A 23,009-nucleotide genomic window follows, 5' to 3' on the forward strand; every position below is an offset into this window, starting at 1 on the left:
GGGGCACAATTGGGGGATGGACACATGGACCCGTATTGAACGTGGGGGCTTCTACCCCAAGGCGGTGCAGCGTGCGCTGCGCCGGGCTCTGGGCGCTACAGAGCCCCTGGCTACGCTGTGCCAGGTGGATACAGGGTTCGACCGCGGATCGGTGTTCCGTCACCTCACCGTCGCATCGCTGACGGACCGCGCCATCGTTCAGCTGCACGTTGACGAGATGGATGGCGGCTCGGCCACGATCGCGACGGCCGTGCATCGCGTGTGCGACATCGCCGGATACTCCACGATGGAGGTCTACACGGATCCCGAAAACGCCACCGGTCTGTCCGAGATGACGATAGCGCTGGACCTGAACGGTGCCCGTCGTCTGGAGCTTGAACCCGCCCGCTGCGACGACCCCAACTGCATGGCCGACCACGGCCTGTCGGGCACGTCCTTCCCCGACGACATGACCTTCCGTATCTCCGCGGCCGCAGACGGACAAGATTCCCTCAACGAGGCCATGGTGTTCGTGGACCATCTCGCGTCTTTGATGGGAACCCGCAGTGAGTGAGCGCGGCGTGATACTCGACCTTCCCGGTGCCGATCTGCCCGGCGCGGGCGATCCCCTCATCACGGACATCGTTGCTGGTGCCCTCGCGTCGATCGATCCCGCGCTGCCCGGTGCATCCGCGCAGGCGGCCGCAGCCCTCGGTATCGAAGCCGGGGCCGCTCAGCTGCTCCTCATCCTGGTCGATGGCCTTGGATACGAACTCATCCAGGAATACGCCGGGCATACCCCGACGCTGCGCCGGGTGCGTGGCGACATGCGCTCGATTCACACCGTCGTCCCCTCGACGACGGCTGCGGCGATCACAGCTTTCGGGACGGGCGCTCGCCCCGGTGTCACGAACATGGTGGGTTTTTCCGTCGCCTACGGCGGCGGCGTCATGAATTTGCTTGCCATGGAGGGAGGGCCCGCCCCCACCGAGTGGCAGCCAACCCCCACGTACTTTGAACGCCTAGCCGCGACCGGCATCTCCTCCGCGATCGTCTCTCCGGCGCGTTTCGCGGGCTCCGGACTGACGGGTGCCGCCCTGCGGGGCGCGCGTCACGTCCCCGCGGAAACGCTCGACGATCGGGTGAGCGCAGCCCTGCGCGAACTGCGCGCGGGCACGCCTCTCGTGTACCTGTACTGGTCCGAGATTGACCATGCAGGCCACGGCTCGGGGGTCGGCTCAGATAGTTGGATCGGCAGCCTCGAAGAGTTCGATGCGGGCCTCTCGCGCCTGCTGAGGTCGCTGCCCGCGGGGGTGCGTACCATCCTGACGGCCGACCACGGCATGATCAATGTCGACGCCACGCAGATCGTCGACGTCGCCTCCACGCCCGCACTGCGCGAGGGCGTGCGCATCGTCGCGGGGGAAACGCGTGCGGTGCATGTACACGCGGAGGAAGGACGTGCGGGCGAGGTGGAGGCGCGCTGGCGCGATGTCCTGGGGGAGAATGCCTGGATCGTGTCCGGCGGGGACATCTCCAGCCTCATCGGTGAGGGTGACGGTGCGTCGGTGATCGGAGACATCTTGGTGCTCGCGCGAGGCAGGGGCGGAGTCGTCGACTCGCGCACCCAGAGCCCCTCAGCCATCGCGATGCCCGGCGTTCACGGGTCGCTGTCCTCCACGGAGATGCGGATCCCCGTCGTCGCCTTGTCCTGAGTATGCTCTGATACGACAAACGGCCGCCCTCCCACGAGAGCGGCCGTTTGCGTACGCGTGTAGTCAGGACTTTGAGCCGAAGAGGATCTCGTCCCAGCTGGGCACGGACCTGCGGTTCTTCTTCGACGACGAGCGCGCCATGCGCGAACCTGTGACGCCATGGGAGGGGACGGCCCCCGTCGCGCCTTCCTCGGCCTTCGCGGGCACCGCCGAATCGGTGGGGGCGACGGCCTTCATGGGAATAGCCGGGGTCGGCTGCTCCTCGGACTCGGGCGGGGCTGCCTCCTCATCCTGGGAGGATGCGGGGGCGGCAGCGAGCCATGGCAAGACGCCCGACGAGGCCTGGGCCTCGTTCTTCCTGGGCCGTGAAGCAAGGGGAAGTGAGCCGGTCGCAGCGGGTCGAGCGGAGGGGATCTGGCCGGTCGCGGGGAACAGCGCATCGTCGGCGGGCTGCGCCGGCGTCTCGGCCTTCGTGCGCGCCGACGCAAGCGAATAGATGCGCGCCGAAATGGGGCCGGTGGATGTCTCGGGCTCGCTTACCTCGGGCTCGTCCTCCCCAGCGATCGCGGCCAGGTACTCGGCCTCCTCGTCCACCTCGTCGTCCAGACCCAGGTCAATCTGCTGGCGCTTGCCGCGCACAGCGTTGAGCTGATCGAGGATCGCCTCGCGATTACGCAGATCCTCCTCGTCCGGATCCGGCGCGGGGGTGGGAGCGGTGCGAGGCAGGGGAGTGAAGATTGAGGCCGTCGGGGACACGGACACCTGCTCGGTCAGCCACTGGGCCTCCTGGTCGATAGCCTCCAGGGATCCGGAACTAGACAGGTGCCAGTGGGCCGCGTGCTCCGCCGCTCCCTGTACGAACGTCACGATGATCTGCCAGGGCTCACCTGCTTCGCGTGTCGCCGCCCACTCCAGTGACGCTGGGTCAACACCACGCGCGGCCAGACGATCGACGACAAGATCACCCATCGTCGGACCGCCGTCACCGACGCGAACGGCGCGCGCACGGGTGAGCGCATAGTCCTTTTCCGCCTGCACGGGAGCCTCAAAGCGCTGCACCGCGCTAACCTCCATCCCGTGCTCGGAAGCGATCTCGTGAGGAGTCGCGCCCGCACGCAGCAGGGCCTGAATCTCGCGAGGAGCAAGGGTGGGACGGGCGGGAGCGAGCTCCACTCGCGGGCGGTCGCGGCGCGTCGCGCCGCGGAGCTCGTCTGAGATCAACACGGAATAGCGTTCACCCTGGGCATCGGTGAGCACCAGGGACTCGCCATCGGCGCTGGTCCCGAGCAATTCGAGCTCAATCATCACTTCCTCCTCAGACGTCTAGGTCGAATCGTCTCAAATAAAGCCAAGAATGTCGCGTAGCCGGGCGCGTGTCACACATACGATGGCACATTACTCTCACAAGTGTTATCCTCCCTGCGCATAGACCACTCGCGCAAACCGGCTCGAGAGGCGAAAGGGGAGAACCATGGCAACCGATTACGATGCGCCGCGCAAGAACGAAGATGAGGTCGCAGAGGACTCGATCGAGGAGCTGAAGTCCCGTCGCAACGACGCCGGCTCCGCCGAGATCGAGGAAGACGAGAACGAGGCAGCCGAGAACTTTGAGCTTCCCGGTGCCGACCTGTCCAAGGAAGAACTGACCGTTCACGTCGTTCCTCGTCAAGATGACGAGTTCACCTGCTCGCAGTGCTTCCTCGTGCACCACGCGTCGCAGCTCGACCACGTGGACGCCAGCGGTGCCCCCGTGTGCACCGAGTGCGCGATGTGAGGTAGGGCGATGTTCGGACGCAACAAGAAGACTGTCGAAGACGAGATCGAAGACGTCGAGGCGCTGCCCCGACTCAGCGACGAAGACGCGGACATCTGGAACGAACCCGGCCCGCGCAACTACGGCGACGTCGACGCCTCCGAAGGCTACGTCGACATGGGGTCCATCCTGTTCCCCGCGGTCCAGGGCATGCAGCTGCGCACGCAGGTCGCAGACGACGGCACCACCGTCCTGCAGATCCTCGTCGTGCTCGGTAGCTCCGGCATCCAGATGAGCGTCGCCGCCGCGCCCCGCTCCGGCGGCGTGTGGGGCGAGCTGCGTGAAGAAATCCGTAAGGGTTTCGAAGAGCAGGGCGCTAAGGTCGCCGACTACCCGACGCGCTACGGCAACGAGCTCCTCGTCGATATGCCTATGCAGATGCCCGATGGTCGCTCCGCGACATCCCGCATGCGCATTATCGGCCGCGAAGGAGACCGCTGGTTCGCCCGCATCGACGTCCTCGGCCCCGCCGCGGCGAACGCGGAAGCCGGCGTCGACATCGAGAAGGTCATCGACCGCATCGTCGTGCGACGCGACGATCACCCGCGCACGCGCCTGGAGCTACTCCCGGTGCACTTGCCCGCGGGTGCTCAGGAAGCCTGACATGGCCTCGTGGATCGCTCGGGTCGGCGCGGCCCTCGGCCTCGACAAGGACACACGTTCCCTGGACGCGGCCCTTGACGAGGACTCGGCGCGCGCCGCACGTGGGGTCACGCCCATCCGCGACGTGACCGACCGGAGCCACGCGCTCGTCTTCGGAACGCTCATGGGCATGACCTACCCGCCCGAGGAGGGAGCCCAGCGGGTCCTAGTCGCGACGCTCTACGACGGCACCGACACCATGGAGCTGCGCTGGCCAGGCCGCTCCTCCATTCCCGGGCTCAGCGTCGGTCAGCGCCTTGAAGTCGAGGGCACCGTGGGGAGGTCGGGGGAGCGCCTCGTCATCGTCAACCCCCTCTATCGCGTCATTGCGGGGGAAGGCTGATGCCGACCCCGCGCTGGATGAGCCAGGCAACCTCCGACGACTTCTCGTGGTCCGACGCGCTCGGAGGCACGCGCGGCGTCATCGAAGCAACCGCACCCGGCCTCGTGTTCGTTCTCGTCTACGTGGCCACCCGCGCGCTTGTCCCGACGCTGATCGCTGCGTCGAGCGTCGCCCTCCTCGCCTGCGTCATCCGCCTCATCCAGCGGCAGGGGCTCCAGCAGGCGGTGTCCGGTTTGTTCGGTGTCGCGATCGGCGTCATCTTCGCGGCGGCCACGGGACGCGGTGAGAACTATTTCGCGTGGGGCATCGTGACCAACGTCGCCATGGCTCTCGTCTTCGCCGTGTCTGTCCTGGTGAGGAGAGGCCTCGTCGCACAGTTCTACGGCCCGCTCACCGGCCTGGCAAAGGGCTGGCACTCAGATCCGAGGTACGCGAACCTGCGCCGTAGTTGCAATCGACTCACGTGGATGTGGGCCGCTGTCTTCGCGCTGCGCGTTCTCGTCCAGGTACCCCTGTGGCTCGGCGGCCAGGTCGCCGCGCTCGGCGTGGCCAAACTGATCCTCGGCCTGCCGCTCTTCGCTCTTGGCGCATGGGCGACCTGGTGGGGCCTGCGCCGCTACTCCTCGTCGCCCGCGGATTCTTCCGTGGACGGGGAGGCGACCAACTGACGCAGATTCGCCAGTTCGTCGGCGTCCGCGTCGGGGACGAGCAGAAGCAACTCATCAGCTGCCTCGAACACGTCGTCGGTACTCGGAGTGAGCGGACGCCCGTCTCGCAGGAGCGCAGCGAGCACCGCTCGTGCAGGCAACTCAAGGGAATGGACGCGCTTGCCCACGACCGGAGAATCGTCCGGCAGGATGAGCGCATGCATTGATACCGCCGCCGTGTTGAAGGAGAAAAGACGCACCGGGATACCCACCGAGACGGCTTCCTCGACGAGGGATGTCATGATGCGCGGGGTCGACACCGACACGTCCACACCCCACGCCTGATCGAACAGCCACTCGTTCTTCGGGTTGTTCAGGCGGGCGACGACGCGAGGGACAGCAAACTCTGTCTTGGCCAGCAGAGAAATCACCAGATTCGCCTTGTCGTCACCCGTGGCCGCGACCATCACGTCAGCCTCGTCCACTCCCGCGTCGTGCAGAGCATCGGGGGAACAGGCGTCGGCGAGCACCCAGTCGGCGTCAGCGACCGTTGAAATACGTAGCTTCTCGGGCATGTTGTCGATCAGGGTGATGTCGTGACCGTGAGCGAGGAGTTCCAAGGCCACGCTGCGCCCCACCGAACCGGCTCCAGCAATGACGATCTTCATGCTCACTCCTCGGTCTTGGGCGGGTTGGACAGCTGATCACGCAGAGCTGTCGTCTGCGTGCCGTTGATCGCAAAGTAGAGTTGGTCGTGCTCTTGAACGACCAGGTCGGGCGACGCCGTTCGAATTGAGCCCAGGCGCGAAGTGAACACGATGCGGGAGCCCGTCAGCTCCTCGATGAGCTGGAAGCTCAGGCCGTACCAGCCGGGGGACGGGGTCGCGTTGACGAGGCCGACGGCACCCGTCGGATGCGACCAGATCAGCGACGCGTCCGGTGGCAACATGCGACGCAGCACCGACTCTGCGGTGCGCTGTACGGAAGCGACCGTCGGGATGCCGAGGCGCTCGTAGAGGTAAGCGCGCGTAGGGTCGTAGATACGGGCAACCACGTGCTCGACGTGGAAGACTTCACGAGCGACGCGCGCGGCAATAATGTTCGAGTTATCACCCGATGAGACGGCCGCGAACGCGTACGCATCCTTAATGTTCGCCTGACGCAGGCAATCGCGGTCCATGCCCACGCCCGTCACGCGACGACCGGAAAAGTCCGGCGACAGACGAGAGAAAGCCTTGGAATCTTGGTCAATAACCGCCACGGAATGCCCCGCTGCGTCCAACGTCGATGCCAGGCGAGCGCCAACGCGCCCGCAACCCATGATCACAAAGTGCACGACTACCAAACTACTCCGGTCCCCGCGTAATAGCCAAGTGTGACAGTCGGCGCTGTCACTGCCGCGTCAGTTGGACTACGCTTAACACCCGTGACGAACTTGTTGGCCTACGCAAAGCGCGTGCTCATCGGGCGCCCGATGCGATCGGACGCGATGGGTCACCAGCTTCTCCCCAAACGCATCGCCCTGCCGATCTTCGCGTCGGACGCGCTCTCCTCGGTTGCTTACGCACCCGACGAAGTCCTGTTGACGCTCGCGCTCGCCGGATCCATGGCTGCGTTGCAATCCGTCTGGGTGGGCGTCGTTGTTGCCCTCGTGCTGGCCGTCGTGGTCGCTTCCTACCGCCAGACGGTGCACGCCTACCCGTCCGGTGGCGGTGACTACGAGGTCGTCACCACGAACCTGGGTCGTTCGTGGGGGCTGCTCGTCGCCTCGGCCCTGCTGGTCGACTACATTCTGACCGTTGCTGTGTCGATCTCGTCGGGAGCCAACTACATCACGACCGCCGTCCCGGCCCTCGTTGGACACGAGGTCCCCATCGCGGTGGCCCTCGTCGTCATTCTTGCCACCCTGAACCTGCGCGGTACGCGCGAGGCCGGTAGCGCCTTCGCCGTGCCCACCTACCTGTACATGGGCGCGATCGGGCTCATGGTTGTCGTCGGTTTCGCAAAGCTTGCCACGGGGCACCTGGGAGCTGCCCCAACCGCCGCCTACGACCTCGTGGCCGCCCCCGGGCACAACGATGGGCTCGCCGGACTCGCCGGTGCCTTCCTGCTCATGCGGGCGTTCTCCTCGGGCTGCGCGGCCCTCACTGGCGTCGAGGCGATCTCGAATGGCGTACCGATGTTCCGTCGACCCAAGTCTCGCAACGCGGCAACAACCCTGGCGATGCTCGGACTTATCGCCGCCTCGATGATGATGTCAATCCTCGTTCTGGCACGCGCGACCGGTGTCAAGATCGTCGACGATGCTGCTTCCCAGCTGACCTACCAGGGCGCGCCCGTCCCGGAGAACACGCCGATCGACCCGGCGATCTCGCAGATCGCCTCCGCAGTGTTTGGTCAGGGATCGATCCTCTTCATCCTCATCACCGTCGTCACCGGCTTCATCCTGGTGCTCGCGGGCAACACGGCGTTTAACGGCTTCCCGACGCTGGCATCCGTCCTGTCGCGCGATTCCTTCCTGCCCCACCAGATGGTGCGTCGCGGCGATCGCCTGTCGTACTCGAACGGCATCGTCGTTTTGACCGTCGCGGCGATCGCGCTGATCGTCGGCTTCGAGGCGCAGACGACACGCCTCATCGAGCTCTACGTCGTCGGCGTCTTCATCTCCTTTACGCTCTCCCAGCTGGGCATGATTAAGCACTGGAACAAGCAGCTGCGCTCGCGCCAGTCGGGCCAGGAGCGGATGACTGTGCTGCGCTCGCGCGCCGTCAACATCGTCGGCTTCATGATGACCGGCATTGTACTCGTCATCGTGTTGGCGACGAAGTTCACCCACGGTGCGTGGATTACCCTGCTGATGATTGCTGTGGCCTTCGGTCTCCAGATTTCGATCCACCGCCACTACGAGACGGTCAGTTCACAGCTGCGCGTCGACGACTGGAACGCCCGTCGTGCGCTGCCTACCCGCGTGCGTGCCCTTGTGCTCGTGTCTTCCCTGTCGCGCCCCGCCATGCGAGCGATCGCGGCGGCTCGCGCGTCCTCGCCGACGTCGATTGAGCTCGTTTCCGTCGTCGCCGACGACGAGGAAGAGAACAAGATCCTTCGCCAGTGGAAGGCCTCCGGCGTTCCCGTGCCGCTGACGCTCCTGTCCGCGCCCTACCGTGACATCGCCTCTGTGATCCTGCAGTACGTGCGCGGGCGCCGTCGCGCGATGCCCACCGAGATGCTCGTGGTCTACATGCCGCAGTTCCTCGTGACCCACTGGTGGGAGAATTTCGTGCACAACCAGTCGGCTCTGCGTCTGCGGGCCGCGCTGCTGAGCGTGCCGGGCGTGGTGATCACCGTGGTCCCGTGGCAGCTGGGCGAGGACGACGTCGTGGAGGGCCGCCAGCGCGTCAACGACCCCTTCTTGCGTGTCGGTGCTCCGTCTTCCGATGAATCGCAGCCCCATAACGACGAGCCCGGCGACCTCCGCGGCGAGTCCGCCCCCGAGGAGAACGCATGAGCCCCCGCCGGTCCCATCGTCGCCCGTCGCCGCGTCGCCGTCCCGCTCAGGTACAGCCTCGCGAGGGCCTCGGCGATATCCTCGAGCTGACCGTCGGTGAGCCAGCCCACGGGGGCGCGTGCGTCGCCCGAGATGACGGTGGACGCGTCGTCTTCGTGCGCCACGCGGCACCCGGCGAAATCGTCCGCGCGCGGGTGACTGCCGTCCAGAAGAAGCTGGCCTGGGCGGACGCCATCGAGGTCGTCGAGGCCTCGGGCGACCGCGTCGAGTCCGTCTGGCCTCAGGCTGGACCGGGCGGCGTCGGTGGCGGCGAGCTCGCACACCTGACCCCGGCCGCACAGCGCGAGTGGAAGGCCCGCGTGATCGCTGGGCAGCTGCGTCGCGTGGGTGGCGAGGCACTGGCTGCGGCCGTCGAACACCTCGGGGGAGTGCGGGTCGCACCCGCGCCCGGGGACGAGGGCCCAGGCGATCCGCTGACCGGTCGCCGCTCTCGAATCGATGTCGTCATCGACGCACAGGGGCGCGCCGGCATGCACGAGTTCCGCGGACGCCGCGTGATCGCACTCGAGGACATGCCGCTGGCTGTGCCCGCGATTCGTGACCTCGGCCTGTTCGACGAGGACACGCCGTGGCGAACCCTGTGGAAGCAGGGGGACCGCGTGCGGGCGGTGGCCCCCTCCGGCGGCGATCCCGTCGTCCTGATCGGCGAGGACACCTACGCGGCCGACGGCGTGCGCATCGACACCGACGTCGTGCGATGGAACGTGCCCGTCGCCTCCGGCGTGGAGTCATACTATGTGCGTCCCTCCGGTTTCTGGCAGACGCACGTGCGTGGCGCGGAAGTGCTCGCGAACGCCGTCCTGTCCGCTGCCTTCGGGGGCGAGGCGCCTGCCGGCCGGGCGGTCATGGAGCTGTACTCGGGTGCCGGCCTGTTCTCCGTGCCGTTCGCGCGCGCTGTCGGGCAGAGCGGGCACCTCGTGACGCTGGAAGGAGACGAGGGGGCCGTGCGTGACGCGGGGGAGAATCTCGCCGCCTTCCCGTGGGTCGATGCGTTTGCGGGGAACGTGGACCGCGCGGGTGTCGTTGATCTGTCCGGTCAGCTCGGAGCTGTCCCCGACGTCGTCGTCGCCGACCCGCCGCGCGCCGGCGCGGGTGCCGAGGTGTGCCAGGCCATCGCGGCCACGGGCGCCCCCCGCGTCGTCCTGGTGTCCTGCGACCCGGCCGCCGGTGCGCGCGACTTGCGGGCTCTCTCCGAAGCCGGTTACGCCCTCCAATCACTGCAGGCGTGGGACCTCTTCCCGCATACCCACCACGTCGAGATGGTCTCGGTCCTGAGTCGCTAGCGGTTTCTGCGGCGCTCCTGCATGCGCGAACCCCATGACGTCTGCGTGCGGGCCTCGATCGCTCGGCGCTGGTCGCGGTACATGCGATCCACCAGGTCGCGCTCGGACACCCAGCCGACGACTCGGCGATCCGTATCCACGACCGGCAGGGACTGCAAGCCCGTGCGCCGCAGCGCCCCGAGAACCTCGGACGGGGGAGCGGCGGCGGCCACGGCCTCGTCGATGAGGGGCAAATCGGACAGGGGAGCGTCGAGCGAGCCATCCTCCTGCGTGAGCTCGGCCAGGCGCAGCGAGGACACGAGGCCGACGAAGCGCCGGTCCTCGGACACGACGGGCAACACAGTCTCCTTCGTGCGGCGCAGAGCGGCGATCGCCGATGCCGCGCTCGCCCGGCACGTGAGCGTTTCGGGAGCCTGCGTCATCCACTCGGATGCCGCACGCGTACCGAGTAGCGTTCCCTCGACCGGATCGTCGAGGATGTCGCCGCGGCGGCGCAGCTTCTCGGTGTAGATCGTCGCGCGGGTGAGGAAACGCGATGCGCCCGTCGCGATGACCACCGCGAGCATCATCGGCAGGATCAGAGAGAACTGGCCGGTCATCTCCACGATGATGAGGACCGCCGTCATCGGAGCTCGCGCGGCCCCCGCGAAGGCGGCACCCATTCCGACCACGGCGAACACGCCGACGGGCGAATCTGACAGGCCAGAGACGACGCTGCCGAAGGCCGCGCCCGCCATCGCGCCAATGAACAGCGTGGGCGCGAAGACACCCCCCGAACCGCCCATACCGATCGTGAAAGACGTGTAGAGGGCGCGTCCGAGCATGAGGGCCAGCAGGAACGCGATCGAGTAGTCGCCCGCGATCGCCTCTTCCTCAAGCGGATAGCCGGAGCCGAACATGTAGGGGAATGCGACGAGGGCCGCACCGAGCAGCAGACCGAGCACGCCCGGACGAGCCCACTCGGGCAGGTGAGTGCGCTCCCAGACCCAGTCGATCGCGTCCTCCGACGCGTACAGGAGCTTGGAGAATCCGAGCCCGCACAGCCCCGCGACGAGGCCGAGAAGCGCCACCCACCAGATGTCGGACATCGACGCGAAGGTCAGGTTGTCGGCGACGCGAATGACCATCTCATCGCCCTGCAGGACACGCGCGACCACCGAAGACGTGACTGCCGAGAGCACGACGAAGCCAAAGGTCTCTGCCGTGAACTCGACGAGGATCACCTCGAGCGCAAAAACCGCTCCAGCGAGGGGAGCGTGGAACGTGGCCGCGATACCGGCCGCCGAGCCGCACGAGGCCAACAGGACCACGCGAGAAACGGGCATGCGCAGCCACGACGCGATGGTGGATCCCAGCGACGCGCCCACCTGCACGATCGGGCCCTCGCGCCCCGCCGAGCCACCCGAGCCGATGGTCAGGGCCGAGGCCAGGATCTTCACGACGGCGACGCGCCCCGGGATGCGCCCACCCTTACGACGCACCGCGAGCATCACCTCGGGAATGCCGTGCCCCTTTGCGGAGGGCGCGAAACGCTGAATGAGCGGCCCGTACAGCAGGCCGGCGATCGCGGGGGAGAAGAGTAGGAACAGCCACGGTGCCCACCCCCACACGCCGTGTGCCTCGCCGATGTGGCTCGTGTACTCGTCGAAGCCGGTGGAGACCCACGTCCACGCGCGAATCGCCAGATTAAACAAAACGGCTGCCGCGCCAACGATCGCGCCAACGAGCGCGGCGGCGAGGCCGAGCAAGGAACGATGCGCAGCGACCGCATGACCGATGCGCAAGCGAGTCCCCGCAGCCGGTTCCTGGCGCTGCGGGGACTGACTAAGAGGTGTCACAGGTTTGCGATCTCCACGTGAATGGGGGCGTCGGTGGCGATGCCCCAGACGGTCCTGTAGAAGGCCAGCTCCGACTGCCACGCATCCTTGATGTTGATGGCCGAGCGGAAGCGGTGCCCCTCTCCCTGGTAGAGCTTGAGTGCGACAGCGTTGCCCGCCTGGCGCAAGGCCTCGTACATCTCCTGGGCCTGCGAGGCGGGAACGACCGGGTCGTCGGTGCCCTGCAGGAGCATGAGCGGCACCTTAATCTCGCCAACACGGTTGATGGGCGAGCGCTGCGCCCACACCGGGTCGGAGGTGTCGTCGGTGCCGAGCAGAATCGCGTCGTAGTGCGACTCGAACTTGTGGCTGGTTTCTTTCAGCTTGACCAGGTCGGCGATGCCCGAGAACGACGCGCCGGCGGTAAACACGTCGGAGGACGCAAGCGCGTTGAGCACGGTGAAGCCACCCGAAGAACGACCACGGATTGCGATCCTCTTCGGATCGACGCGGCCCAAATCGATGAGGTACTGAGCGCCGTCGATACAGTCCTGAACGTCCATGACTCCCCAGTTGCCGTTGATGCGCTCACGGTAGGGACGGCCGAAGGACGTCGACCCGCGGAAGTTCACGTCCAGAACCGCAAAGCCGCGGCTGGTCCAGTACTGGAAGGGCACCTGCAGGCCGGGGCGTGCCGCGTTGGTTGGGCCGCCGTGCACGTTGACGATAAGCGGTGGCAGCTCGCCTTCGGGAGCTGCGAAGTCGGGGTTCACGGGCGCGTAGTAGAAGCCGTGGGCCTCCTCGCCGTCCGAGGTCTTCCAGGTGAGCATCTCGGCAGCGGAGACCAAAGCGGTGGGCACCTCCGCTTCGGACGAAGGACGCAGGACCTTCGTCTTGCCGCGCGACACCTCGATGATCGCGGGAGTGTGCGTCGAGGAGTCCGCCAGGAAGACGACGCGACCGTCCGCGGCAGCCACGTTACCGATGGGCCACCAGCCGGTCGCCCACTCCTCGGCCATTCCGTTGTCGATGCGGATGGTGCCGATGTGCCAGACCTGGTCCTCGGCCCACGAACAGATGAGGTAGTCGTTGTCGTAGTTGTCGAAAGAGTGCAGGCCGAGCTGCCAGTGCGGGTGTGAGAAGGCTTGGGTGCCCGGGTGAAGCGCGCGCGTTCGCAGACGCGAGACCCACGCGTTGAGGTCCTCGCCCTCTCGCCACACGAAGCCCTGGGTGCGGTACAGGTTTGCCCAGCCGGAGGAGTCGTCGACGTGGATGAGGTCGCCGTCGAGGCTCCAGCGCGGCTCATAGACGCACACACCCGGGCGGTCCACCAGGACGACCTCTTGATCGATGGTGCCCTCGAAGGTCAGGGACGCGACGCGCAGCTGCGAATAGGTCCACGGCATGTTCGGGTGGTTCCACGTGAGCCAGGCGATCTTCGTGCCGTCCGGGGAAACCGTCGGCGCCTGGGCGAAGTCGGTGCCCTCGAACACCGTGATGATTGCGCTGTCGTCGCGGGCTGCGGATCCGTCAAGCGGAATCGCCACGATCTTGTTGACGGGATCGCCCGGGGCGGAGTGGTCCTCCGCCACCGCGTAGACGAGGTCGCGAACGTCCGCGATCCAGAAGTCGCCGTAGCGAACCTTCGACAGGGTTGTCAGGGGGCGTACGACGCGGCGCGCATCGGCAGTATCGAAGGCGTAGACGCGGCCGTCGGTCTGATCGGAGAACACGATAACGCCGTGGTGAACGGCGTATGCCTTGCCGCCGTACTCGTGGACTCGTGTGCCGACATCGGGTAGGCGGGAGCCGTCAATGAGGGGCAGAACCTCGCCCGTCTCGCCAGTGCCGCGACGACGCAGCAGTGTTCCGCGTCCGCCCTGGCGCGGATGCCCCTCGACCCAGTAGGTGTCGGGTCCGTCGACACGAACCTGGGAGAGCGTGACCGAACGGGCAGTGAAGGAATCACCCGAGATGGGCGACTTCCACAGGCCGTGGGGTGCGACGGTGACGGACATAGTGCCTCCTTGAGCGGTACGGCGAGCCAACACCACTCATCTTAGTGCGCGCGCTTGTCGCCTGCGCGGGCCGAAGGAGACAGACATGCACTTTGATACGTAGATGAGACGCTCGGGCAACTACACTGGATCTCATGTCTGGAACACGAGAGTCACGCGACCTGTTGTCGCGCTGCACCACCCCGCGGGAGCTGCGTCGCCTGGAACGCGAGCAGCTGGAAGAATTGGCGGCGGAAATTCGCGGGTTCCTGATTGACAACGTGTCGCGAACAGGTGGGCACCTGGGTCCGAACCTGGGTGTTGTCGAGCTGACGATCGGCCTACATAGGGTCTTTCGTTCCCCTCAAGACACGATTATTTTTGACACGGGCCACCAGGCGTACGTGCATAAGCTCCTCACCGGGCGCCAGGACTTTTCTTCGCTGCGCTGCCAGGGCGGCCTGTCCGGATATCCGTCGCGGGCCGAATCGGAACACGACGTCGTCGAGTCCTCGCACGCCTCGGCCTCGATCGCGTGGGTGGACGGTATCTCGCGGGAGAAACATCGCCAGGGGGATCGGACCTGGACCGTGGGCGTGATCGGAGACGGTGCGCTCACCGGCGGCCTCGCGTGGGAGGCGCTCAATAACATTTCGACGTCGAAGAAGCGCCGCATCATGATCGTCGTTAACGATAATGGTCGCTCCTATGCGCCGACGATCGGCGGTCTCGCTGCCCACCTGGACGCGCTGCGCACCTCCGCCAGGTACGAGAAGGCTCTGGCGTGGGGCAAGCAGCATCTGCTCAGTCACGGTACGCCGGGACGCGCGGCCTACGACGCGCTGCATGGCCTGAAGTCGGGCATCAAGGACGCGCTGATGCCCCAGGTGATGTTCGAAGACCTGGGCCTCAAGTACATCGGCCCCGTCAACGGCCACGACATCGCCGCGGTCGAGACAGCTTTGCGCCGCGGGCGATCCCTTGACGGGCCAGTCCTCGTCCACATGATCACCGAAAAGGGCCGCGGCTACACGCCTGCTGAGGAAGACATCGCGGATCGCTTCCACGCGGTCGGCCCGATCCACCCCGAGACCGGGTTGCCGGTGGCTACCGAACGCTTCGGCTGGACGGGTGTCTTCGCCGATGAGATTTGCGCCCAGGCGGCCAAGCGTAACGACATCGTCGGTATCACTGCCGCGATGATGAGTCCCGTTGGGCTGGGCCCCATGCACGAGGCCTACCCGGGGCGCGTCATCGACGTCGGTATCGCCGAGGCCGAGGCCATCACCTCCGCCGCCGGCATGGCGTTCCGGGGTGCCCACCCCGTCGTCGCTCTCTATGCGACGTTCCTGAATCGTGGCTTCGACCAGCTCCTCATGGATGTGGCCCTGCACCGAGCGGGAGTCACGGTCGTTCTGGATCGCGCGGGTGTGACGGGCACGGACGGGGCCTCGCATAACGGCGTGTGGGATATCGCGATGTGCTCACTGATCCCGACCCTGCGTCTGGCGGCTCCCCGCGACGAGGAAACTCTGCGTTGCCGCCTGCGAGAGGCCCTCGACGTTGACGATGCCCCCACGGTCATCCGTTACCGCAAGGGCTCGCTGCCCGAACCCATGCCCGCGCTGCGCACGGAGCGGGGAGTGGACATCCTCGTCGACGAGGCCGCGCCTGACTCGTCGGCTCGGGTGCTCATCGTTGGCACAGGCGCGTGCGCCCCCGACGCGATCGAGGCCGCGCGTCGCCTGGCTGGCGATGGCGTGAGCGTGACGGTCGCGGACCCGCAGTGGTTGATTCCGATCTCGCCGGATCTGGCATCTCTTGCCCGTGAATACGACTGCGTCGTCACCGTTGAGGATGGCATCGTCCAGGGCGGCTTCGGCTGGTCGCTGCGCGACGCTGTGGCAGATGCGGGAGTGCCCGTGCGCTGCCTGGGCGTTCCGCAGGGATTCCCCGAACACGGAGATCGCGGCGAGATGATCGCACGCTTTGGTTTCGACGCCGACGGCATCGAGCGTGCGGTTCGCGAGCAGCTCGAGTGCATCAGCGCCCGCTGACGCACCCCGATCAGACGCCGAGCGCGTCGCAGATCGGGTCGAGTGTCAGATCGATCTGCCAGTCGCGCGCGCCACGATTGACCATGCGCTCCTCAACTTCGTCGCCCGACGGGCGCGACGGGTCCAGGGGTGCCCACGCCAGGTAACGCTGTACCTGGGGTGCCAGCACAACGTCGGGTGCCAGCCCGAGGCTCGACGCCACCGACGCGACCGCGTTACGAACCGTTCCCAGGCGAGCGGCCGAGGCCTCGTCAATGCGATTCCACTGGCGTGGCTCCGGGATCGAACCGGGCTGAACGGGCCGACGCTTGGGGGGAAGCTCATCCTCCGTCATTGCGGCTACGGCAGCCAGTGCCCGCATCCACTCAGCCTCGTACTGGCGGGCAATGGGGGAGCGGAACTCGCTGATGCTCATGAGGGCGCGCCTATTGCGCGGAGGATTCGAGGCCGCGCGCACGAGCGCGGCGTTACGGACGAGGCGCCCCGGGGACAGGTCGATGCGCATAGCGATCGACTCGCGCGTCTCCCACAGGGCTTTAAGCACGCCGAGGCCTCGGCGCGAACGGATCTTGCCCGCTCCGGGAACGGAACGCCAGCGATCGGGCTTTGGGCCGGAGGGGGTTACCGACAGGGCATAGGCGAACTCCTGCTGCGCCCACTCCCATCGACCCATCTGATCCAGCCTCTTGGAGAGTCGGTAGTAGAGCTCGGTCAGCAGCTCGACGTCGAGAGCCGCGTAGCGCAGCCAGTCCTTAGGCAGAGGGCGCACAGACCAATCCGAGGCCTGATGATCCTTCACGAGTCCCAGGCCGAGAACCTGCTCGGTGACGGCGGCCAAACCGAAACGCTCCAGTCCGATGAGGCGCGCGGCGATCTCCGTATCGAAGAGAGCCGAGGGACGCAGGCCAACCTGGTGCAGATTCGGCAGATCTTGAAGACAATCGTGCAGCAGCCACACGTCCTGCACGCCCGGCTGAAGCACGGATAGCTCCGGCAGCGCGTGCGTATCAATGAGGAAGGTGCCCACATCTTCGCGTCGGATCTGGACGAGATACGGGTCTGCCCCGTAGCGGAAGCCCTGCGCGCGTTCCACGTCCAGGGCAATCGGGGTCGCACCGGCGCTCAGTGCGCGCGCTGCTGCCTCAAGCTCCACCTGGGTATCAATGACGGCGGGGGTGCCCCCACGCGGCTGCGCGATAAGCTCCGGATTATCCGTATCGCCCTGCGGCAAACCGCCGCCATTGTTCACCAGCACTCAGACTCCTTCGAGATGACGGGCTGGTATGATTCCAGCCGTCCGACGCATCACATCCGCCCAACCGGACAGATGCTCACCAAGATACTCACTGTTCGGCGTCCACGACGCACGGACCTCGACGAACAGGGAAGACCCTCGCAGCTCCAGGCCGCCGAAGGTTTCGCTCATTTCCCGGGTCACTGTACCGGTCAACTCACGGAGGCCGGCCCCTGCGGTGTCCAGGCAGTCGAGCATCCAGCCCCAGATTCCCTCCGAGAGCATCGGATCGCCGATCATTTCCGAATCTACCTGCGCGCGCATCTGAGCGACGACACGGAAGGTTCCGTTCCAACCGATCTGCTCCACGGGGTCGTGCAGGATCACCATGCGACCAGTCGACAGGGGCTGTCCGGCCTCATCCTCGTCCGTCGTGCGCATCGCGAGCGCCGCAGTAAACGGTGCAAGGCGACTAGGAGGGGGAACCTCCTCGAGGAGTATGTGCGGCAGGTGGTCCGCCTGACGCAGGGACAGCAGAGCCCGCATAAACTCCTCGGGCACCGCGTTTTCATTCACAAATCAAATCGTACGGGTGTGCACATGCCTTTTGGGCCAGACTCGCCGCCAATTCTCAGGTCGATAAGTAGCCGGCACTCGTACCCGGAAGTTGGTGGTGAGGGTCTGCACTACAGTCCGCGCGGGTTGCGCAGAATAAACGAGGTCCTCGGGCCGACGTGCACGATGTCGCCCGAGTGGTACTCGTCGCGATCGTCATCGCCGGCCGTGTCGACGACGGTGTGCCAGATCTGACCGTACTTCGTATCCGGAAGCGTGAAGTCGACGGACTCCGGTGCCGCGTTGAGTAGCAGCAGGAAGTCGTCGTCGAGGATTGGGCGCCCGTTCGCGTCAGGCTCGCGGATGGCGTCGCCGTTGTAAAAGACCATCGTCGAACGTGCCCACGGCTGGTTCCATTCCTCCTCCGTCATGTGTGTGCCGGAGGGAGTAAACCACTCGATCTCGCCGAGTTCGGACTCGCCGCCGCGCTGCGCGGGGCCCTCCAGGAAACGACGGCGGCGCATCACCGGGTGATCGCGGCGCAGGTGAATGAGGTGGCGGGTAAATTGCAGGAGCTTGTGATCATGCTCGTCCAGATCCCAGTTGATCCACGAGAGCTCATTGTCCTGGCAGTACACGTTGTTGTTGCCGCGCTGAGTTCGGCCAAGCTCGTCGCCGTGGGCGATCATGGGAACGCCCTGGGAGAACATGAGGGTCGTTAGGAAGTTGCGCTGCTGACGGTAGCGCAACTCGACAATCTCTTGGTCGTCTGTGTCGCCTTCGACGCCGCAGTTCCACGAGCGGTTATCGTTCGCGCCGTCCGCGCCGCCCTCGAGGTTTGCCTCGTTGTGCTTCTCGTTGTAGGACACCAGATCGCGCAGCGTGAAGCCGTCGTGGGCGATGACGAAGTTGATGGATGCCATCGGCTTGCGGCCCGTCGTCCCGTAGAGGTCCGAGGAGCCGGCCAGGCGGGACGCGAAGTCAGGCAGCGAGGAGAACTCTCCGCGCCAAAAGTCGCGTACCGTGTCGCGGTACCTACCGTTCCACTCCGACCAGAGGGGAGGAAAGCCGCCGACCTGGTAGCCGTCGGTGCCGACGTCCCAGGGTTCTGCGATTAGCTTGACCTGGGACACGATGGGATCCTGATGGATCAGATCGAAGAACGCAGACAGGCGGTCGACCTCGGCGAACTGACGGGCCAGCGTGGAGGCGAGGTCGAAACGGAAGCCGTCGACGTGCATTTCTGTCACCCAGTAGCGCAGCGAATCCATGATGAGCTGCAGGACCTGGGGGGAACTCATGAGGAGTGAGTTGCCCGTGCCCGTCGTGTCGAAGTAGTGCTGGCGGTCCCCGTCGACGAGTCGATAGTAGGAGGGGTTGTCGATGCCGCGGAAGGACAGGGTCGGGCCCATGTGGTTGCCCTCGGCCGTGTGATTGTAGACGACGTCGAGGATGACTTCGATGTTGGCGGCGTGCAGCGCCTTTACCATCGCCTTGAACTCGGAAACCTGTGCACCGGGCTCCCGTGTGGCGGCGTAGGCGTTGTGCGGCGCAAAATAGCCGATCGTGTTGTAGCCCCAGTAGTTCGACAGTCCCTTGGACTGCAGCGTCGTGTCGTTTGTGAACTGATGGATCGGCATCAGCTCGACCGTGGTGACGCCCAGTTTTGTGAGATGTTCGATGATCGCGGGGTGGGCCATGCCGGCGTAGGTGCCGCGCAGCTCCTCGGGAACCTCGGGGTGACGCATCGTCATGCCCTTGATGTGGGCCTCATAGATGATCGACTCGGAATAGTCGTGTCTCGGGCTGCAGTCACCCTCCCAGTCGAAGAAGGGGTTGACGACGACCGAATGCATGGTAGCGTCCGCGGAATCCCCGCCCTTGAGCATGAGAGGATCGTCTGCGCGGTAGGAGAGAAGGTCAAGGGAGTCGGTGAGCTGTCCTTCGATCGCCTTCGCGTAGGGGTCCAGTAGAAGCTTCGAAGAATCGCAGCGTAGACCGTTGTGAGGATTCCACGGTCCTTCGATTCGATAGCCGTAGCGCTGGCCGGCGCGCACCTGCGGGACGTAGACGTGCCACACATAGGCATCGACCTCGGTGAGGGGAATGCGCATCTCGTTGAGGTCGTCATCTAGGAGGCACAGTGTCACGGACGTTGCCACCGACGAGTAGATCGCAAAGTTTGTGCCGGTTCCGTCAAAGGTGGCACCCAGGGGGTATGCCTTGCCGGGTCGCGTTTCCATAGCGCTAAGCGTCCCACGAATGCTTCCTGACTGGCAATAATCCGCGCAACTATGACGATGTGACTTGGATAACGGGGCTTTGGTTTTGCGTTCTGCGGGGATCTTCTGTTAAGGTTTTACCCGTTGCAAAGAACGGTAAACGTTCTGAGAAACGCGGATGTGGCTCAGTTGGTAGAGCATCACCTTGCCAAGGTGAGGGTCGCGGGTTCGAGTCCCGTCATCCGCTCGGGCGATTGGCGCAGCGGGAGCGCGCTTCCCTGACACGGAAGAGGTCACTGGTTCGATCCCAGTATCGCCCACGGTCATCCTGAAATCAGGATTGGCGGGCTATGGCCCGGCCGCACAAGCGGTTCACGCGGATGTGGCTCAGTTGGTAGAGCATCACCTTGCCAAGGTGAGGGTCGCGGGTTCGAGTCCCGTCATCCGCTCTCAAACGGGAATCCATTCGATCCCATTGGGTGTGGTGGGTTGGCCGAGAGGCGAGGCAGCGGCCTGCAAAGCCGTATACACGGGTTCGAATCCCGTACCCACCTCGGGCGATTGGCGCAGGGGTAGCGCGCTTCCTTCACACGGAAGAGGTCACTGGTTCGATCCCAGTATCGCCCACCAGTAAGCCGGATCTGACGATCCGGCTTCTTGTTTATTCGCGTCTTTTGGGTGGTGAGCGGGACGTCATATTTTGGCGGTGTTCCTCTCATGCTGTTGAGGGCGTAACTCTCCTGTGCCTGCATGGGTTCGTCTGCTCGTTCCGGCCTATGCCCCGCTCGATAAGCGCGTTCTCGGGGGCGGTGACGTTGTGGCCCGCAGCGTTCTTTGTTGATGCATGAGCGGTTGATGAGTTTGACGAGTTGCCCAGTTGGGTGTTTGTGCAGTGAGTGACACATACGGATATCAAATGTTGCCACGTTGTGGATTGTGTCGATTGAACAAGGAAAGCAACGCTTGTCGACCTGGGATTATGTGATGAACGCAAAACTCTTTTTGCTAATTCTTGACCACCTTGCAGATTATTGACATAAGATGGACACGCATGAAGCGACGTTGTCGCCCATCCCCTTGACAGGAGTTTTCTATGGTTACTCAAAAGCGTCGTTACCTCGGTGCTCTTCTTGCAGTTTTCGCATTGGTTCTGAGTTTCTTGGGTCTGGCGCAGGTCGTTGGCCCGCAGGCACCGGCAGCCGCGGTTCCGTTGAGCTGCCCGGATCCTACGACGAATGTCAGCAATAAGGTCACATTGGATTGGGACAATGCCCAACTCGTTGATGACGCGGGTCGCGAAACCCGCGCCGTCGGCGACTGGTGGGGTCTTGGCATCAAACTGCCGTGGAACACCGAGGGCCGCGTTAAGGCGGGCGACTACTTTACCTACAGCGCGTCGATCGTCAACGCCGCGACGGGGGAGTCCGTCCTGCGTCCCAACGTCGCTCGTAAGTTTGATGTCACCTCCAACAATGGCGTCGTCGTCGGGTGTGGCTCATGGGCTGCTGACGGAACGGTGACTGTGGTCTTCAACGACAAGGTTGAGTCTGCTGCACAGTGGTACGGCCACATCTCGACGAACGGCCTTACTTCCTACACCGGCCCCGGTGGCGAGAAGTACACCGTCAAGCTCGGCGACAAGGTCGAGCGTGAGCTTGACATGCTGCGTCGGACCCCCGGGGTTCCGCGCTACCAGAAGGACGGCTGGCTAACCCTTTCCGAGGACAAGGATGGCGACGAGAATAAGGCCATCATGTGGCGAGTTGTCTTCCCTGCCGGCGACAAGGCTGTGACCGGTGCGTCGATCGTCGACGAGGTGCCGGCGGGCTCTAACTGGAGCTTCAACTGTGACGTCGTTAACGAGTACACCAAGAACCACACCTACCTGGTGACTGATCCGACCACCTCCGAAGGGCTGGCCCAGGGCAATGACACGTCGAAGGGTGCCTTCGGTGCCGCCGCGAAGATCGAGTGCACCTCCACGAAGGTGACTGTCACTCTCGCGGAGATTCCCGCGAACCAGTCCGCGATCATTCTGCTCCCCGCCCACATTGAGGGTGCGAAGCGTGCCGGCGACGTTGTGGGTGCCTTCGCCAACACCGTTAACTTCAACGTTCCCGGTGGTAAGGTCGTTGAGCCGATCACGAAGGTCCTCCGCTATGGTGCGGCCGCCGATGCCTACGCGCACCAGACTTTCTCGGTGACCAAGAAGATCGAGGGTCCGCTGCCCGACTCCGCGAAGGATCTTGAGTATCCCCTGACGATCACGCTCAAGAATGACGCGGATCCCGCTGTGAACAAGACCGTCGAGGCCACCGTCAAGGCTGGCGAGACCTACACCTACCCGACGTCCCTCCCTCTGGGCACGGTCGTAACGGTAGCCGAGGGTGATCTGCCCGCCGGTGCTGGCATCACCTGGGTCGACGGTGACAGCCGCGTGTTTGAGGCCGCTGGTGGCGTGACACTCTCGGCGGATAAGCGCGAGGCCACCTTCACCCTGACTGACGATCTGATCTACTCGCTCACACTGACCAACACGGTCGCACCCAGCCCGGCCCCGTCGGCCACGCCTTCTGCCCCCGCCCCGACCCCGTCGGCCACGCCTTCTGCCCCTGCCCCGACCCCGTCGCCCGCTCCCCAGCTGGCCAAGACCGGTACCGACGCGGCAGGCTTGGGTGTGATGGCTGGAATCGTCGCGATCGCGGGGCTGTCCCTCGTGGTCGCCAAGCGTCGCAACCGCTGACGATGAAGTGTTTCTCCTGCTCCTGAGGGCATGAGAACACTGCGGTGGGCGGGATGAGCGTTGCTCATCCCGCCCATTCTTTTGTTGACGCGGATACGGCGCGGGCAGCTGTTGTGACGCGCGATGTTGTGGTGGTGTTCTTTCACGAATGAGCGATCTGGCCGGCATCTTGCGGCGTTACTCTATCCGTAGGTATCCGAGGTGCCACCGGCTCATGCTCATCGATAAGAGATTGTAACGGCTTCGTCGTAGAGCAGTCGGCTTGACGCCCTTGTTGTAGCTTTTGCTTTGGGATTGAGTGTCATTGACGCTGCACAACTGCTGACGACCGGCACCGGGTTCGGCGTTGCCCTTATCTGCCCTTCGCCCACGACGCTTGTTCACGACAGCGTTGGCC

The 23,009-nt window shown here is 65.2% G+C and carries 18 protein-coding genes and 5 tRNA genes; 15 read left to right on the forward strand and 8 right to left on the reverse strand.

The genetic code is table 11. The features are described 5' to 3' along the window. Positions 1-16 precede the first annotated feature (16 nt). A complete protein-coding gene (locus RDV55_RS09325; RefSeq protein WP_111824111.1) occupies positions 17-553 on the forward strand; it encodes a DUF5998 family protein in 537 nt (178 codons plus the stop codon). Beyond that, complete coding sequence (locus tag RDV55_RS09330) at positions 546-1,694, forward strand: alkaline phosphatase family protein (protein WP_111824112.1); 1,149 nt, start codon at positions 546-548, stop codon at positions 1,692-1,694. Before RDV55_RS09325 ends, RDV55_RS09330 begins: the two co-directional genes overlap by 8 nt. Before the next feature lie 63 nt (positions 1,695-1,757). Here RDV55_RS09330 and sepH read toward each other — a convergent pair whose 3' ends face one another. Further along, positions 1,758-2,999 (reverse strand): septation protein SepH, encoded by a 1,242-nt coding sequence (gene sepH / locus RDV55_RS09335; RefSeq protein ID WP_111824113.1) that lies wholly within the window; start codon positions 2,997-2,999, stop codon positions 1,758-1,760. Positions 3,000-3,165: 166 nt separating this feature from the next. Between sepH and RDV55_RS09340 the strand changes: the two genes are divergently transcribed. The 4 genes from RDV55_RS09340 to RDV55_RS09355 are packed head-to-tail and all read left to right on the forward strand — an operon-like array spanning position 3,166 to position 5,160. Beyond that, positions 3,166-3,468, forward strand: coding sequence for a DUF4193 domain-containing protein (locus tag RDV55_RS09340; protein ID WP_111824114.1), 303 nt, complete (start codon positions 3,166-3,168; stop codon positions 3,466-3,468). A 9-nt stretch (positions 3,469-3,477) separates the two neighbouring features. Beyond that, complete coding sequence (locus tag RDV55_RS09345) at positions 3,478-4,110, forward strand: DUF3710 domain-containing protein (protein WP_111824115.1); 633 nt, start codon at positions 3,478-3,480, stop codon at positions 4,108-4,110. Between the two features lies 1 nt (position 4,111). After that, positions 4,112-4,492, forward strand: coding sequence for an OB-fold nucleic acid binding domain-containing protein (locus tag RDV55_RS09350; protein WP_111824116.1), 381 nt, complete (start codon positions 4,112-4,114; stop codon positions 4,490-4,492). Next, complete coding sequence (locus RDV55_RS09355; RefSeq protein ID WP_111824117.1) at positions 4,492-5,160, forward strand: DUF3159 domain-containing protein; 669 nt, start codon at positions 4,492-4,494, stop codon at positions 5,158-5,160. The genes RDV55_RS09350 and RDV55_RS09355 overlap by 1 nt, the downstream gene beginning before the upstream one ends. Here the strand turns inward: RDV55_RS09355 and RDV55_RS09360 are convergent. Continuing rightward, positions 5,109-5,807, reverse strand: coding sequence for a potassium channel family protein (locus tag RDV55_RS09360; protein WP_111824118.1), 699 nt, complete (start codon positions 5,805-5,807; stop codon positions 5,109-5,111). The two genes, RDV55_RS09355 and RDV55_RS09360, sit on opposite strands and share 52 nt — an antisense overlap. 2 nt (positions 5,808-5,809) lie before the next feature. Next, positions 5,810-6,460: a potassium channel family protein gene (locus tag RDV55_RS09365; protein WP_245907752.1), complete on the reverse strand. Its 651-nt coding sequence runs from the start codon at positions 6,458-6,460 to the stop codon at positions 5,810-5,812. A gap of 105 nt (positions 6,461-6,565) precedes the next feature. Here RDV55_RS09365 and RDV55_RS09370 point away from each other — a divergent pair, with 105 nt between their 5' ends. Both RDV55_RS09370 and RDV55_RS09375 read left to right on the forward strand, forming a co-directional pair. Beyond that, complete coding sequence (locus RDV55_RS09370) at positions 6,566-8,644, forward strand: APC family permease (protein WP_111824120.1); 2,079 nt, start codon at positions 6,566-6,568, stop codon at positions 8,642-8,644. After that, positions 8,641-9,987 carry a class I SAM-dependent RNA methyltransferase gene (locus RDV55_RS09375; protein ID WP_111824121.1) on the forward strand — a complete coding sequence of 449 codons (1,347 nt, stop codon included), beginning with the start codon at positions 8,641-8,643 and terminating at the stop codon, positions 9,985-9,987. The genes RDV55_RS09370 and RDV55_RS09375 overlap by 4 nt, the downstream gene beginning before the upstream one ends. On the opposite strand, the gene RDV55_RS09380 is transcribed toward RDV55_RS09375, so the two are convergent. Further along, on the reverse strand, positions 9,984-11,771 hold the full coding sequence (locus tag RDV55_RS09380; protein ID WP_111824122.1) for a chloride channel protein: 1,788 nt from the start codon (positions 11,769-11,771) through the stop codon (positions 9,984-9,986). The two genes, RDV55_RS09375 and RDV55_RS09380, sit on opposite strands and share 4 nt — an antisense overlap. A gap of 50 nt (positions 11,772-11,821) precedes the next feature. Continuing rightward, positions 11,822-13,822 carry a S9 family peptidase gene (locus tag RDV55_RS09385; RefSeq protein ID WP_111824123.1) on the reverse strand — a complete coding sequence of 667 codons (2,001 nt, stop codon included), beginning with the start codon at positions 13,820-13,822 and terminating at the stop codon, positions 11,822-11,824. 134 nt (positions 13,823-13,956) lie between these two features. Here RDV55_RS09385 and dxs point away from each other — a divergent pair, with 134 nt between their 5' ends. Then, positions 13,957-15,858 (forward strand): 1-deoxy-D-xylulose-5-phosphate synthase, encoded by a 1,902-nt coding sequence (gene dxs, locus RDV55_RS09390; protein ID WP_111824124.1) that lies wholly within the window; start codon positions 13,957-13,959, stop codon positions 15,856-15,858. Between the two features lie 10 nt (positions 15,859-15,868). On the opposite strand, the gene RDV55_RS09395 is transcribed toward dxs, so the two are convergent. From RDV55_RS09395 to glgX, 3 genes are all read right to left on the reverse strand, one after another. Continuing rightward, entirely contained in the window at positions 15,869-17,113 is a 1,245-nt protein-coding gene (locus tag RDV55_RS09395) for an HRDC domain-containing protein (protein WP_111824125.1), read from the reverse strand. Continuing rightward, on the reverse strand, positions 17,114-17,638 hold the full coding sequence (locus RDV55_RS09400; protein ID WP_165835864.1) for a DUF3000 family protein: 525 nt from the start codon (positions 17,636-17,638) through the stop codon (positions 17,114-17,116). 140 nt (positions 17,639-17,778) lie between these two features. Further along, a complete protein-coding gene (gene glgX, locus RDV55_RS09405) occupies positions 17,779-19,890 on the reverse strand; it encodes a glycogen debranching protein GlgX (protein WP_111824127.1) in 2,112 nt (703 codons plus the stop codon). A gap of 153 nt (positions 19,891-20,043) precedes the next feature. Here glgX and RDV55_RS09410 point away from each other — a divergent pair. The 6 genes from RDV55_RS09410 (at position 20,044) to RDV55_RS09435 (ending at position 22,612) form a co-directional block, all read left to right on the forward strand. Then, a tRNA-Gly gene (locus tag RDV55_RS09410) sits at positions 20,044-20,116 on the forward strand. Position 20,117: 1 nt separating this feature from the next. After that, positions 20,118-20,189: transfer RNA gene (locus RDV55_RS09415), tRNA-Val, on the forward strand. A gap of 56 nt (positions 20,190-20,245) precedes the next feature. After that, positions 20,246-20,318: transfer RNA gene (locus tag RDV55_RS09420), tRNA-Gly, on the forward strand. 34 nt (positions 20,319-20,352) lie between these two features. Then, a tRNA-Cys gene (locus tag RDV55_RS09425) sits at positions 20,353-20,423 on the forward strand. Position 20,424: 1 nt separating this feature from the next. Further along, positions 20,425-20,499: transfer RNA gene (locus RDV55_RS09430), tRNA-Val, on the forward strand. 463 nt (positions 20,500-20,962) lie between these two features. Beyond that, entirely contained in the window at positions 20,963-22,612 is a 1,650-nt protein-coding gene (locus RDV55_RS09435; protein ID WP_111824128.1) for an Ig-like domain-containing protein, read from the forward strand. Positions 22,613-23,009: the final 397 nt, after the last annotated feature.

The sequence above is a fragment of the Schaalia odontolytica genome, from assembly GCF_031191545.1.
GTDB lineage: Bacteria > Actinomycetota > Actinomycetes > Actinomycetales > Actinomycetaceae > Pauljensenia > Pauljensenia odontolytica.